This is a genomic window from Oceanicaulis sp., assembly GCF_965284345.1.
GTDB classification, from domain to species: domain Bacteria; phylum Pseudomonadota; class Alphaproteobacteria; order Caulobacterales; family Maricaulaceae; genus Oceanicaulis; species Oceanicaulis alexandrii_A.
In genome coordinates, this window is record NZ_OZ260073.1 from 1059295 (window position 1) to 1071163 (window position 11869).

The window sequence follows — 11869 nt, forward strand, 5'->3', positions numbered from 1 at the left end:
GCTGATTAACTCCGATAAAATGTCGCAACCGATTTTGAATTGTCATCTGGCGCTATCAGATGGTTCAATGTGAGTCCTAGAGCAAGGGAGGCATATATGGCCACTGACGCGCGTATTCGTGAACTGGACGCCCGCCACGACAAGCTGGATCATCAGATTGTCGAGCAGATGAAAAGCCCCTCCACCGACACCCTCGCGGTCGCCACCCTTAAAAAACAAAAGCTTAAACTTAAAGAAGAGATTGAAGCCCTCAGGCGACGACAATAACCAGGCATCCTGCTAGCCTGACAGGAAAGGGCGGACCCCGCGTCCGCCCTTTTCTTTTGATCCGCTGACAATCGAGTTCGGTCGTGCCTCATCTTCTCCGCCTGCTGACGATTTCTGCGATTCTGGGACTGTTCGTCCAGGCTGCGCACGCCCAAAGCGCGCGTCAGCAGCTCTGCCCTGACGGATACGCTGCGCTCTCCCAGAATGAAGCGGACGCCGCAATCACCGCCTTCCAGGCCTGTCTCGCCGAACAGTTTTACGACTGGCCGCAGGAGGCTGAACTGCGCACACGGCTCGGCGCCGCCTATCTGGCCTCTGGACGCTCGGAAGAGGCGCTGATCGCGTACAATCAGATATTCGCGCTGGTGGAGGCCAATGACGGCGATGTGGACAATCCGCTGATCCGCCGCAATCGCGCGGCCGCCTATCTGCAGCTGGACCGCCCCGAAGACGCCTTGCCGGATCTCGAAATCGCCCTGGCGCGCATACCTGAAGACGGCTTCACCGCTGTGCTTGCGGGCTCCGCCTATCTTGATCTGGACCGCGCCGCCGAAGCCGTGGCCGCCTTTGACGCCGCCGTGCGCGCCGAACCGTCCTACGCCTCCGCCTGGATCGGCCGGTCGGCCGCTTTCGTCGAGCTTGGCATGAGCACGCTGGCGATCGAGGATGCGCGCGAAGCGGTGAGCCTGCAGCCAGACGATCCGGGCGCGCTGAACGCATTGTGCTGGGCGCTGGTCCGGGCCGAACGGGCCGCCGATGCTCTGACCACCTGCCGCGCCGCGTCCGAGGCCGCGCCGGACGAAGGCTCGATCACCCATTCGCTCGCCGCGGCGCTGGAACAAATCGGCGAAGTGGAAGAGGCGCACGCCCTGTACGCGCGCGCCTATACGCAATCGCCTGACGACCCTGAAATCACCCAAGATTATGAGCGCGTCTTCGGCGCCACGCCCTAACGCCTTCAACACAAAGCCTGACTGAGCGGTTTACAGGGCTCTCGCGCATCTGTTTGATCGCCGCCGACTTATTGGAAATGGAGCATACCCATGGCGGTCTCTGATCGTGTGGCCATCATCACTGGCGGCGCCAAAGGCATCGGCGCAGCCTGCGCCCGGCGCTTTGTCGAAGAGGGCTTGCGGGTCGTGGTCGCCGATATTGATGACGATGCCGGGGAAGCCCTGGTTGAAACCCTCAATGCCGGTAAGGAGCGCGCGCTGTTTGTCAGCTGCGATGTGTCTGACAAACTCGCTGTCGCCAATCTGATGGCGGAGACCCGGTCTGCTTTTGACCGGGTGGACATCCTGGTCAACAACGCCGCCACGCTCGCCAAGGGCGATGTGATGGATCTGTCGGCGAGCGATTTTGACGCCGTCATGAACGTCAATGTGCGCGGCGCCTTTCTGGTGGCCAAGGCCGCGTCCAAGCAGATGGTCGAGCAGATCGAGGAAGAGCAGGCGCGCGCCGAGGATTGCCGCAAGCGCTACGCCATCATCAATATGAGCTCGGTCAACGCCGTGGTCTCCCTGCCCGACCAGCTCGCCTATACGATGAGCAAGGGCGCGCTCAACCAGATGACCAAGTCCATGGCCCTGGCGCTGGCCCCCTGGGGCGTGCGCGTGAACGCCATCGGCCCGGGCTCGATCAACACCGATATTCTCAAGGCTGTGGCCGATGACCGCGACGCGATGAAACGCATCCTGTCGCGCACGCCGCTGAACCGTCTGGGCGATCCCGACGAAATCGCGGGCGTCGCCTGGTTCCTCGCCAGCAAGGACGCCAGCTATGTCACCGGCGAATGCATTTATGCCGACGGCGGTCGCCTGGCGCTTAACTACACCATGCGGCCCGAAGACTACGAGGACTAGGCGCGCCGCCAGCGCCCACAAAAAAGCCCGGCTCTCAGAGCCGGGCTTTTTCAGGCGTAAACTGTTGAAGGCTTATTCGCTGTCGCCCTTGGGCTTGCCGAAGAGCTCATCCAGCGTGGTCGGCGAGTTGGACGCGTCTGCATCCTGCTCGTCGGCGGGCTTGAGGGTGTCATCCTCGACGATCACCTGACCGTCCTCTTCCATCTGCTTGCGACGGGCGGACGCTTTGGAGACCTGCGCGTCGAGATCGATCTGCGTGCACAGACCCAGCGTCACCGGGTCGGTCGGCTTGATGTTGGGCGAGTTCCAGTGCGTGCGCTCACGCACGGCTTCAATGGTGGTCTTGGTGGTGCCGATCAGCTTGGAGATTTGCGGATCGGTCAGCTCAGGGTGATTGCGCACCAGCCAAGCGATGGCGTCCGGACGGTTCTGCCGGCGCGACAGCGGGGTGTAGCGCGGGCCTTTCTTGCGCTCCTGGAACTCGGCGTATTTCGGCTTGGACGCGCTCATCCGGTAGGCCGGATCATTTTCCGCCTTGGTCAGCTCTTCACGGTCCAGCTGACCTGAAGCGACCGGATCCGCGCCGCGCACGCCAGCGGCCACGTCGCCGTCTGCAATGCCCTTGATCTCAAGATGGTGCAGGCCGGTGAAGTCGGCGATCTGTTCAAAGCTCAGCGCGGTGTTGTCCACCAGCCAAACCGCCGTCGCCTTGGGCATGAGAATCTCGGCCATGTCAGTCCTCGTACACGTAACAAAAGAAAACCCGGCGCGGACCGCCGGGTTGTCGCCGTCGACCGCCCCTCATCACGCCGTTCACGATAGAAGAGGGAAAGTGTGTGCCTCCTTATAGCGCGCTTGTCGCGCGCTGGAAACACCCCTGACACGCCGCCGTCAGGCGCTAGGGGACAAGCAAGATCTTGCCGGCATGCCCGCCTGCATCCATACGCGCATGGGCCTTGGCGACCTCATCAAGCGCAAAGCTGGAATCAATGACCGGGCGCACCTTGCCCGCCTCGACCCACGGCCAGACATGGGTCTGAACCGCCTGAGCAATCGCAGCTTTCTCCGCATCGGGCCGGGCGCGCAAGGTCGAGCCGGTCAGGGTCTGACGTTTAAGCATCACGCCCATCAGATCCACCTCAACCCGGCTACCCTTGAGAAAGGCGATCATCACCAGACGCCCCTGCCGGTTCAGGCAATTGAGATTCTGCTGCACATAATCCCCGCCGACCATGTCCAGAATCACATCCGCGCCCCCCTCAGCGCTGATCGCGGCGGACCAGTCCTCGGCGTGATAGTCAAACGCGCGATCCGCGCCGAGATCGCGGCAAAGCTGCGCCCGCTCCGCGCCGCCCGCCGTGGCGATCACATAGGCCCCGTGCGCCTTGGCCATCTGGATCGCCGTCGTGCCGATCCCGCTGGCGCCGCCATGCACCAGAAACCGCTCACCGGGTTTCAGAGCCCCCGCTTCGAATACATTGGTCCAGACAGTGAAAACGGTTTCAGGCAGACCCGCCGCCTGCGTCAGCTCCATCCCTTTGGGCGCAGGGAGCACGCTGCCCGCCTTGGCGCGCGCCACGTCCGCATAGCCGCCCCCTGACACCAGCGCCACGACCGGGTCGCCGATTGCGAACCCCGTCACGCCCTCGCCCAGCGCCTTCACCGCGCCTGACACTTCAAGCCCCAGACCTTCAGGCGCGCCCTCAGGGGCGGGATAAAACCCCATGCGTTCAAACACGTCCGGCCGGTTCACGCCGGCGGCGGCCACATCAATCAGCACCTCGCCCGGCGCTGGCGGCGCCAGATTGACGGTCTTCACCACCAGCTTGTCCGGCCCGCCCGGTTCGGGGGCGACGACGATGCGCGAGGAATTATCAACCATGAACGGGACTCCGAAGGGTGAATGCACTAGTATCAGCCGCCTTGTCTGCAAGAGAGGAGAGCGCTGATGTTTCAAGATGAACCGCTGACCTCCCGCACCGAGGCGATCACCCCGGGCGAGGATTTGAGCGATCTGGGTGTCGAACAACTGAGCGAGCGGCTCGAAACCTTACGCCAAGAGATGGCCCGGACAGAAAGCGCGATCAAGGACAAGAAGGCCGGCCTGTCGGCTGCAGAGGCCTTTTTCAGCCCGCCTGACGCCCAATGACAAGCGTCTGGCCTCAGCCTTGCTTAAGAGTTCCTATACATTCTTGAGATGATGCGTAACGAGACAGCACGGATATCCATATGACCCCGGTCACGCCTCACGTCGCCAACACTGCAGCCCGAGTTTCCGACTTTGCGGATTCTGAAATGTTCCGTCGCCTTTTCCGCGACGGTATGGATCTGGTGGAGGAAACCGCCAGCTATCTGGACGGGCCGGGCCGCGACGACGCCAAGCGTCTGGGACGGTCGGGCGCGCTGGCCTATGCATCTGAGTCCATGGGGCTAACCACACAGCTGATGCAATGCGCCTCCTGGCTGTTGACCCAGCGTGCCGTGGCGGAAGGCGATATGAACGCTGATGAAGCCGCCGAGGAGCGCTACCGTCTGTCCCCCAACAAGTTCAGCCCGCCCAGCTGGCCGGCCGGGGATGACCCTTGCCCGCCGCGTCTGGGCGATCTGGCCCTGCGCGCGCGTGAATTGCACGAACGCCTGATGCGGCTTGACGATTCCCTGTTCGAAGCCGAAGTGAAACCGGCGGACAATCCGGTCGCCAGCCAGCTCTCCCAGCTCAGCGCCGCCTTCTCGGACGGCTAAGAGCCGAGCAGCATTCAGAGACAAAAAAACGGCCGCTCCGGAGAGCGGCCGTTTTTTGTTCAACACACCCTCAAGGGCGTATCAAGCAGGCGAGAAAAACGCCCGCAGCCGAGGGGAGACTGCGGGCGTTCCTCGAAAGACTTCAACGGAGCCAAGCTCTGCCCGATCGAGGGGGGATAGGGCCTTAGACGCCGAAGCCTTTGAACTTGTCTTTGAACTTGGACACGCGACCCGCACGATCCAGCAGGGTCTGGTTGCCACCAGTCCAGGCCGGGTGCGTGGACGGATCAATGTCCAGTTGCAGCACTGCGCCTTCTTTACCATAGGTAGAACGAGTCTTAAAGCGCGATCCGTTCGGGAGCACCACTTCGATGAAGTGATAGTCGGGGTGAATGTCCTGTTTCATCGTGCCGCTCCGGCCCTCTTTACGCTTGAAGGCGGCCGTTAGAGCCGCCCACAAGTGGAAATCTGCATGAATTGAGGCGCGGTGTATACACCCCGAAATCGACTGTTTCAAGCGCCCTGAGTCAGATCGCGCAAATACAAGGGCTTACCGAAAACTTAATCGCCGTTGAGCTGCATTTATGGTTCACAAACCCCTAACGCGAGGTCAGCTTCAGCTCGATCCTGCGGTTGCGGGCATAGGCCTCTTGGGTGCGGCCTTCCGCAATCGGGTAATGCTGTCCGAAACCGGCCGCCAGCAGGCGGCGCGGCGGCACGCCCTGGCTTTCAAAATAGGAAATAACCGACAAGGAGCGCGCCGTGGACAGCTCCCAATTGGACTCAAAGGGCGCATTGGGGCCTAGCGGCACCCGGTCGGTGTGCCCGTCCACGCGCAGCACCCAATCCAGATCATCGGGGATTTCGCCGGTGAGCTGGATGATCGCGCCGGCGATGGGCGCCAGCGACCGGCGGCCTTCCTCGCTCAACTCAGCCGAGCCAGAGGCGAACAGAACGTCAGTTTCAAACACAAACCGGTCGCCCACCACGCGAACGCCGGACCGGTCGCCCAGCACTTCGATCAACCGTCCGAAGAATTCCGAGCGATAGCGCGCCAGACGCGCCACTTCGCTGGCGAGCGCCGCATTCAGCCTGCGCCCCAGATTGACCACTTCGGCTTCCAGCTCCGCCTCACGCGCTTCAGAGGCGTTCAGCGTCTCATTGAGCCGCGCCAGCTCTTCACGCAGGGCGGCCATCTGGTTATTGAGAAGCGCGACCGTGGCCTGCGCCTCTTCATTGAGGGCCTCTTCTTCGGCCAGGCTCGCGCGCGCTGCGGCGAGACCGTCCTGCAAGCCCGCAATTTGAGAGCTGAGCCCGGCGTTGGTTTCCTGCAGAGCGCCGTTCTCCTGATTGAGCACGCTCACGCGCAAGCTCAACTGCTCGTTTTCGCTCTGCGCAATATTGAGCTCTTCGGCGAGGCTGGCCAAACGGCTGTTGAGTTGCGCCAGCTGCTCGTCACGCCCGGTCAGCGCCTGGGACAGGGCGAACTGCCCGGCTGTGAACACCGCCAGCAGGAAGACGATGACCAGCAGCAAGGTCGCGAGCGCATCAACGAATCCTGGCCAGTAATCGCCGGAATCGCTCTGGCTGGACTGAAGGTGCCGAGGCAGAGACATGGTTTACTCGTTCCGGTCCTGGCCGCGTTCCCGGTTCAGGCGCGCCTGCGCTTCAAGCGCGCGCACCAGAACCTTGATCTCGTCGCGCAGCAGGCGCGCGCTCTCACGCTGGCTCTCCGCCGCGTCATCCGCAAAGCGGGTCATGATGGTTTCAAGCTGGCGGGTATGGCGCTCCAGCGTATGGGTCAGCCGGTCCAGCGCATCCGCGCTCTGCTCCAGCAAAGCCCCCACATAGGCGCCCGAGCCGCCCGCATCGTCCGGGCTGGCGCCCTGCGGGCCGGCGTTGGACAGGCGCGAGATCGTGGAGAGCCATTCCTCGACCTCGTTATAAAAGCGGTTCTGCGCCCGGCTCGCCTGCAATTCGAGAAAGCCGATGATCAAAGACCCCGCCAGACCGAACAGCGACGAGGCGAAGGCCGTGCCCATGCCGGCGATCGGCTCTTCAATCGCGCTCATCAACGCCATGGCGTCAGTTTCCCCGGCGCCAGAGGAGGTCGCCGACACGGCGCGCACCGCGTCGCCAACATCCGACACCACCAGCAGCAGGCCATAAAACGTGCCCAGCAGGCCCAGAAAGATAAGTAATCGTCCGAAATAGCGCGTGAAGGCGCCGCTTTCCGCCATCCGCGCGGCGACCGAATCCAGCACCACGCGCGCAGACGCCGCCGACAGGCGCGATCGTCCGTCCGCCGCATCGGTGATCAGCGCCGCCATAGGCGCGATCAGGGCCGGCGGGTTCGGCAGTTGATCGGGATGATCCGCTTCGTTCAGGCGCACCAGCCAACGCGCGCTCGGCCCGATGGCGAGCGCCTGCTGGAACGTGTAGAGGATGCCGATAAACAGAACGCCCAGGATCAGGCCGTTAATCGCCGGATTGGCCTCAAACGCCAGGATCAGGGGCTGGTGCAGCGCGGCCGCCAGCGCCAGTACTATAGCGAGAAACACCACCATCCAGAGAATGTAATTTCCCGGTCCGGTGAAACGGGCCTTACGGCGCGGTCCTTTCGGATCAGCCATGCGATGCGGCTCCCTCATCTGACGCGTCAGCTCCCTGCAGGCTTGGCCTACACCGCTATCAAACGCAAGGGTCTTGGCGGGAATGAGGCAGGGATGGGGCTGGGTGAAGACCCTCAGGCGCTTTCCACCCAGAGGCGTATCCACGCCAGATTCATCTTGCCTCAAACCTTAACCGGGATTAACCATAAAGGCGCAGATGTTGCAGCGCAGCACCGGATCCGCCATGTCGCTCAGACTGAAACGCTGGACTTACCGGATCAACCGGCACGACATCGTGCTGGAGTGCGGATACACGTTGTGGGGATGGGCGCAGGCGCGCCTGTCTGTGGACGGCGACGTACTGGCCCAACGCAACGGGTGCCGCCTCTTGCCGATCGCACTAGAAGGCCGCGTTGCCGGCGCACAGCCGCCCATGCCGCTCAGGGCCATCGTCACGCCGGGCTTTCTCAGCGTGCATTCCGAGCTCTGGACCTATGGCGTTCCGGCGTCTGCGCCGGATCGTGCCATGAAAGGCAGACTGGACGCGCCGCGCGGCGCCTGGCCTGAAAGCCGTCGCGCCGCGCAGAACGGTCAGAATGCGCATGTCTAACCGGCGACGTTCGCCAGTTTTTCGCGCAATTCCTTGATCACCATCTCGTTGCCCGCCGCGATATGGCCGGTTTCAAGCACGTCGGTGCCGGGATCGATCGCGCCGGCATAGCCGCCCGCTTCACGCACCAGCACGAGGCCTGCGGCGATGTCCCAGGACTTCAGATTGCGTTCCCAGAAGCCGTCAAACCGGCCCGCCGCCGTCCAGGCGAGATCGAGCGACGCGGCGCCATAGCGGCGCACGCCGGCGGTCATCGGCATGATCTGGTGCAATTCCTTCAGGAACTGGGCGTGCCCCTTCTTGCCGAAGAACGGCATGCCGGTGGCGATCACGCAATCATGCAGCTCGCGGCGTTCGGCCACCCGCAGGCGACGGTCGTTCATGAACGCGCCGCGGCCCTTCTCGGCGTGAAACAGCTCGTCGGTGGCGGGATTGTAGACCACGCCCGCCATCAGCTCGCCTTCACGCTCCAGCGCCACGGAAATGGCGAAATGGGGCTGGGCGTGCATGAAGTTCAGCGTGCCGTCCAGCGGATCGATGATCCAGCGATGGGATTTGTCGGTGCCTTCGACGACGCCGCGCTCTTCCATCACGAAGCCATAGCCGGGCCGCGCCTTGGACAGGATGTCAAACAGGATCTCTTCAGACTTCATGTCGGCCTGGGTGACGAAATCCGCCGGGCCTTTCTTGGACACCTGAAGGTGTTCGACTTCGCCAAAGTCACGCGCCAGACGGCGGCCCGCCTTGCGGACCGCGTCGGTCATGACTTGCATCAGTGCAGAAATTTGAGCCAAGACTTACTCCGCCCGACGGACATAGGCGCCGTCTTCCGTGGCCACGACAATACGCTCGCCCACACCCACGAAAGGCGGCACGGCGGTGCGGATATTTCCGGTGAGCATGGCGGGCTTGAACGAGTTCGCCGCCGTCTGGCCTTTGACCACCGGCTCGGTCTCGATCACCTCAAGCTCCACATGCTTGGGTAGCTCGATGCCGATGGGCTTTTCTTCGTAAATTTCCAGAACGACCATCATGCCGTCGGTCAGATACGCCGCGCGTTCTTCGCCGACAAAATCGACGGGCAGGCTGGTCTGCTCGTAGTTTTCGGTGTCCATGAACACCAGCATCTCACCCTCAGGGTAGAGGAACTGGTGGTCCTTTTGCTCAAGGCGCACCTTCTCAACCTTATCCGCCGAGCGGAAGCGTTCGTTGAGCTTGCGACCGTCGAGCAGGTTTTTCAGTTCGACCTGGGCGAACGCGCCGCCCTTGCCCGGTTTCACATGATCCGCTTTCACCGCCACCCACAGGGTGTCCTGGTGCTTGATCACGTTGCCAGGCTTGATTTCATTGCCGTTGATTTTCATCGGAAGGTCCGTTTCTGGAACAGGCGCGCCGCACAAACCTTCAGCGCCGCCCATGAATTCAGCCGCGCTCGTTTAACAGGGCCGCCCTGTACGGGCAAGCTGCACGTCTGAGGCGAGGCTCAGCCAAGCCCCCCTGACACAGTTAAAACGGGCTTGATTGCACCGCCGCTTCGACCCGAACACGCTCTTGCACCGCCTCGGGCAACGCGGTTTCCAGCGACGCTTCCAGCCGGTCCCGGTCAAAGTCTTCCGGCGTGCGGCCGCCCCGTGGCGCCGCGGCGCGCAACACCCAGTAATAGGCGCGCTCAAGATTTTGCGGCGCGCCATCGCCGCTCGCCAGCGCATAGGCGAGCAGGAACTGGCTGTCGGGATCATTGGCGTCGGCCCCCTGTCGCGCCCAGTCCACGGCGCCCGACGGGTTGGGCGGCTGGCCGGCGACGCCCTGAAACAACAAAAGCGCGTGCTGCCCCATGGCGGCGGGCAGACCGTATTCGGCGGCCATGCGGATCATCCGCGCCCCGCCGGTTTCATCGGGCTCGCCGCCCTCGCCCTGCATCATCATCAGGCCCGCAATCAGGGCGGCGCTAGGATCGCCCGCCTCGCCCGCGCGCTCATACCAGGTGCGCGCCGCGCTCAGATCATGCGGGCCGTGATCCCAGTCCGCCAGCGCGTAGGCGTAATCGCCATAGGCTTCCGGACGTCCGCTTTGCGCGGCGAGCTGCAACCAGTTCATCGCCTCTTCAGCAGCGCCGGGATCGCCGCGCTCCATCAGATAGAGGCCATATTCATGGGCGCCGCGCGCATCGCCGGCCTCAGCGGCCTGCGCCAGGTATTCGCGCGATTGCCAGACCTGAAGCCCGCCGCGTTCTTCTTCGGCCAGACGCGACAGGATGATCAGCGCGTCCGGCTCGCCCAAATCCGCCGCACGGCGGAACCAGCGCACCGCGTCTTCATCGCTCGCTTCAGCGGACAGACCATGGAGCAGGATATGCCCCGCCAAGGTCGCGCCGCGGGCTTCACCGCCCGCCGCCGCGCGCTGGGCGTGAATCAACGCGCCTTGATAATCGCCGACCAGATAGGCCGCAGACGCGCTCGCCATGGCGGAATTGGTCAACGACCGGCCCTCGACGGCGTCGCCGCTGGCGTCACGCGCAAAGTCTTCCGCCAACCCTTCAGGCAGGGGCGGCAAGACCGAGTCAGCCGCAGGCGGTCCCTGGACCTCCTGAGCGGTCGGGACGGTCGGCGCCTCCTGCACAGCCCAGGCGGAACCGCCCAGGCACAGGATCAATCCAAGAGTTGTGACAAGCCCGCGCATGCGGCCTCCGGTCCATCGGGATGCGACCAGACCCCGCCGCATACTGCAATATAATCAGCCCCGGCTGCGATCACCTCGGAGACATTCTCCAAGGTTAGTCCCCCAATCGCGACACAGGGCAGTTCGAACAATTCGGTCCACCAGACCAGTATGTCCAGATCAGCGCGCGTCTTGGGCGATTTCGTGGCGGTGTCGAAAAAAGCGCCAAAAGCGACGTAATCCGCGCCCTGTTCCCCGGCCGTCATCGCCAGATGCCGACTGTCATGACAGGTGACGCCCACAATGGCTTTCGGCCCCAGGGCCGCGCGCGCGTCGCGGATCGAGCCGTCGTCCTGACCGATATGCACGCCATCACAGCCCAGCTTCGCGGCCAGCGCCGGGTTATCGTTGAGGATTACGCAGACGCCACGCTGATGCGCGATCTCGATTAGTTTCGGCGCCAGCGCCTCGATTTCAGCGTCCGAATGCTCTTTGAGGCGCAGCTGCAAGGCGGAGACGCGTCCTGCATCGAGCGTGCGCGCCAGCACGTCGGCGAAGTCAGCATCAATTTTGGGCGGGGTCAGAAGATAAAGCTCGGCCATGCCCTTCTCCTAACCCGGCGCACGGCGAAAAGGAACAATCTGTATCGGTCGCCGTCAGGGCGAGCCTTGATAGCTGACGCCCGCAATCGTGCAGCCTAAGTCCCAGATCCGGCCCCGCCCCTTGGCCCGCACTACGCCATAGCGCTGGCCGCGCGCTTCAATCGTGCCGCCCACCCCGTCGCTGATCGCCACATGACCCGCGCCATAATGATGAGGGCGACGCACCAGCACGGCGCCCGGCGTCTCAAACGCTGCTTCGACGGTCAGAGCGTGCGCAGGGTTTTCAGCATGGGTGATCCAGGCGCCTGAATACGGATGCCCGGCTGCGGTCACCCCCGCCTTGATCCCATAGGCCTGATAGACGCACCAGCTGACGAAGTCGGCGCAATCCCACGGCCCGGCATAGTCTTTGTTGTCCAACTCCGCCTCAGCCCCCAAGCGATAGGCTTCGCCGATATGTCTGCTGGCGATCTGGACAAGCTCGTCTCCGGTCATCTGACACCCCTTTTCTAAAAC

General features: G+C 63.3%; 16 protein-coding genes. 6 read left to right on the forward strand and 10 right to left on the reverse strand.

What is annotated here, in order from left to right; genetic code table 11:
- Positions 1 to 96: 96 nt before the first annotated feature.
- The 3 genes from ACQ66J_RS05315 (at position 97) to ACQ66J_RS05325 (ending at position 2129) form a co-directional block, all read left to right on the forward strand.
- The gene (locus ACQ66J_RS05315; protein ID WP_375548114.1) at positions 97 to 267 is read left to right on the forward strand and encodes a DUF465 domain-containing protein; all 171 of its coding nucleotides are present in this window, start codon (positions 97 to 99) and stop codon (positions 265 to 267) included.
- A gap of 83 nt (positions 268 to 350) precedes the next feature.
- On the forward strand, positions 351 to 1220 hold the full coding sequence (locus tag ACQ66J_RS05320) for a tetratricopeptide repeat protein (protein WP_430430771.1): 870 nt from the start codon (positions 351 to 353) through the stop codon (positions 1218 to 1220).
- A gap of 90 nt (positions 1221 to 1310) precedes the next feature.
- A complete protein-coding gene (locus ACQ66J_RS05325) occupies positions 1311 to 2129 on the forward strand; it encodes an SDR family NAD(P)-dependent oxidoreductase (protein WP_375548112.1) in 819 nt (272 codons plus the stop codon).
- A 72-nt stretch (positions 2130 to 2201) separates the two neighbouring features.
- Here ACQ66J_RS05325 and ACQ66J_RS05330 read toward each other — a convergent pair whose 3' ends face one another.
- Together ACQ66J_RS05330 and ACQ66J_RS05335 are read right to left on the reverse strand one after the other, a co-directional pair.
- Entirely contained in the window at positions 2202 to 2861 is a 660-nt protein-coding gene (locus ACQ66J_RS05330; RefSeq protein WP_430430772.1) for a DUF1013 domain-containing protein, read from the reverse strand.
- 166 nt (positions 2862 to 3027) lie between these two features.
- Positions 3028 to 4011 (reverse strand): NAD(P)H-quinone oxidoreductase, encoded by a 984-nt coding sequence (locus ACQ66J_RS05335; protein ID WP_430430773.1) that lies wholly within the window; start codon positions 4009 to 4011, stop codon positions 3028 to 3030.
- A gap of 66 nt (positions 4012 to 4077) precedes the next feature.
- Here ACQ66J_RS05335 and ACQ66J_RS05340 point away from each other — a divergent pair, with 66 nt between their 5' ends.
- Together ACQ66J_RS05340 and ACQ66J_RS05345 are read left to right on the forward strand one after the other, a co-directional pair.
- Positions 4078 to 4278, forward strand: coding sequence for a DUF1192 domain-containing protein (locus ACQ66J_RS05340; RefSeq protein WP_430430774.1), 201 nt, complete (start codon positions 4078 to 4080; stop codon positions 4276 to 4278).
- Between the two features lie 146 nt (positions 4279 to 4424).
- Positions 4425 to 4871: a DUF1465 family protein gene (locus ACQ66J_RS05345; RefSeq protein ID WP_430430775.1), complete on the forward strand. Its 447-nt coding sequence runs from the start codon at positions 4425 to 4427 to the stop codon at positions 4869 to 4871.
- Between the two features lie 184 nt (positions 4872 to 5055).
- Here ACQ66J_RS05345 and rpmE read toward each other — a convergent pair whose 3' ends face one another.
- From rpmE to ACQ66J_RS05360, 3 genes are all read right to left on the reverse strand, one after another.
- On the reverse strand, positions 5056 to 5277 hold the full coding sequence (gene rpmE / locus ACQ66J_RS05350) for a 50S ribosomal protein L31 (protein WP_107712276.1): 222 nt from the start codon (positions 5275 to 5277) through the stop codon (positions 5056 to 5058).
- Positions 5278 to 5470: 193 nt separating this feature from the next.
- A complete protein-coding gene (locus ACQ66J_RS05355) occupies positions 5471 to 6487 on the reverse strand; it encodes a peptidoglycan -binding protein (RefSeq protein WP_430430776.1) in 1017 nt (338 codons plus the stop codon).
- A gap of 3 nt (positions 6488 to 6490) precedes the next feature.
- Positions 6491 to 7504, reverse strand: a complete 1014-nt coding sequence (locus ACQ66J_RS05360) for a hypothetical protein (protein ID WP_430430777.1) — start codon at positions 7502 to 7504, stop codon at positions 6491 to 6493.
- A gap of 196 nt (positions 7505 to 7700) precedes the next feature.
- On the opposite strand from ACQ66J_RS05360, the gene ACQ66J_RS05365 reads away from it, so the two are divergent.
- Positions 7701 to 8093, forward strand: coding sequence for a hypothetical protein (locus ACQ66J_RS05365; protein ID WP_375548105.1), 393 nt, complete (start codon positions 7701 to 7703; stop codon positions 8091 to 8093).
- Here ACQ66J_RS05365 and ACQ66J_RS05370 read toward each other — a convergent pair.
- The 5 genes from ACQ66J_RS05370 to ACQ66J_RS05390 all read right to left on the reverse strand — a co-directional run bounded on the left by ACQ66J_RS05370 (position 8090) and on the right by ACQ66J_RS05390 (position 11848).
- Complete coding sequence (locus tag ACQ66J_RS05370; protein ID WP_430432230.1) at positions 8090 to 8866, reverse strand: inositol monophosphatase family protein; 777 nt, start codon at positions 8864 to 8866, stop codon at positions 8090 to 8092. The two genes, ACQ66J_RS05365 and ACQ66J_RS05370, sit on opposite strands and share 4 nt — an antisense overlap.
- A 24-nt stretch (positions 8867 to 8890) precedes the next feature.
- Complete coding sequence (gene efp, locus ACQ66J_RS05375) at positions 8891 to 9457, reverse strand: elongation factor P (protein WP_430432231.1); 567 nt, start codon at positions 9455 to 9457, stop codon at positions 8891 to 8893.
- Positions 9458 to 9599: 142 nt separating this feature from the next.
- Positions 9600 to 10772: a tetratricopeptide repeat protein gene (locus tag ACQ66J_RS05380; RefSeq protein ID WP_430430778.1), complete on the reverse strand. Its 1173-nt coding sequence runs from the start codon at positions 10770 to 10772 to the stop codon at positions 9600 to 9602.
- The gene (thiE, locus tag ACQ66J_RS05385; protein ID WP_430430779.1) at positions 10742 to 11353 is read right to left on the reverse strand and encodes a thiamine phosphate synthase; all 612 of its coding nucleotides are present in this window, start codon (positions 11351 to 11353) and stop codon (positions 10742 to 10744) included. The genes ACQ66J_RS05380 and thiE overlap by 31 nt, the downstream gene beginning before the upstream one ends.
- Positions 11354 to 11407: 54 nt before the next feature.
- Positions 11408 to 11848, reverse strand: a complete 441-nt coding sequence (locus tag ACQ66J_RS05390; protein ID WP_430430780.1) for a CHAP domain-containing protein — start codon at positions 11846 to 11848, stop codon at positions 11408 to 11410.
- Between the last annotated feature and the right edge of the window lie 21 nt (positions 11849 to 11869).

Coding starts and splice junctions, on each gene's coding strand:
- ACQ66J_RS05315 (WP_375548114.1), top strand. CDS start 97: ATGGCCACTGACGCGCGTATTCGTGAACTGGACGCCCGCCACGACAAG.
- ACQ66J_RS05325 (WP_375548112.1), top strand. CDS start 1,311: ATGGCGGTCTCTGATCGTGTGGCCATCATCACTGGCGGCGCCAAAGGC.
- ACQ66J_RS05330 (WP_430430772.1), bottom strand. CDS start 2,861: ATGGCCGAGATTCTCATGCCCAAGGCGACGGCGGTTTGGCTGGTGGAC.
- ACQ66J_RS05335 (WP_430430773.1), bottom strand. CDS start 4,011: ATGGTTGATAATTCCTCGCGCATCGTCGTCGCCCCCGAACCGGGCGGG.
- ACQ66J_RS05340 (WP_430430774.1), top strand. CDS start 4,078: ATGTTTCAAGATGAACCGCTGACCTCCCGCACCGAGGCGATCACCCCG.
- ACQ66J_RS05345 (WP_430430775.1), top strand. CDS start 4,425: ATGTTCCGTCGCCTTTTCCGCGACGGTATGGATCTGGTGGAGGAAACC.
- rpmE (WP_107712276.1), bottom strand. CDS start 5,277: ATGAAACAGGACATTCACCCCGACTATCACTTCATCGAAGTGGTGCTC.
- ACQ66J_RS05355 (WP_430430776.1), bottom strand. CDS start 6,487: ATGTCTCTGCCTCGGCACCTTCAGTCCAGCCAGAGCGATTCCGGCGAT.
- ACQ66J_RS05360 (WP_430430777.1), bottom strand. CDS start 7,504: ATGGCTGATCCGAAAGGACCGCGCCGTAAGGCCCGTTTCACCGGACCG.
- ACQ66J_RS05365 (WP_375548105.1), top strand. CDS start 7,701: ATGTTGCAGCGCAGCACCGGATCCGCCATGTCGCTCAGACTGAAACGC.
- ACQ66J_RS05370 (WP_430432230.1), bottom strand. CDS start 8,866: ATGCAAGTCATGACCGACGCGGTCCGCAAGGCGGGCCGCCGTCTGGCG.
- efp (WP_430432231.1), bottom strand. CDS start 9,457: ATGAAAATCAACGGCAATGAAATCAAGCCTGGCAACGTGATCAAGCAC.
- ACQ66J_RS05380 (WP_430430778.1), bottom strand. CDS start 10,772: ATGCGCGGGCTTGTCACAACTCTTGGATTGATCCTGTGCCTGGGCGGT.
- thiE (WP_430430779.1), bottom strand. CDS start 11,353: ATGGCCGAGCTTTATCTTCTGACCCCGCCCAAAATTGATGCTGACTTC.
- ACQ66J_RS05390 (WP_430430780.1), bottom strand. CDS start 11,848: ATGACCGGAGACGAGCTTGTCCAGATCGCCAGCAGACATATCGGCGAA.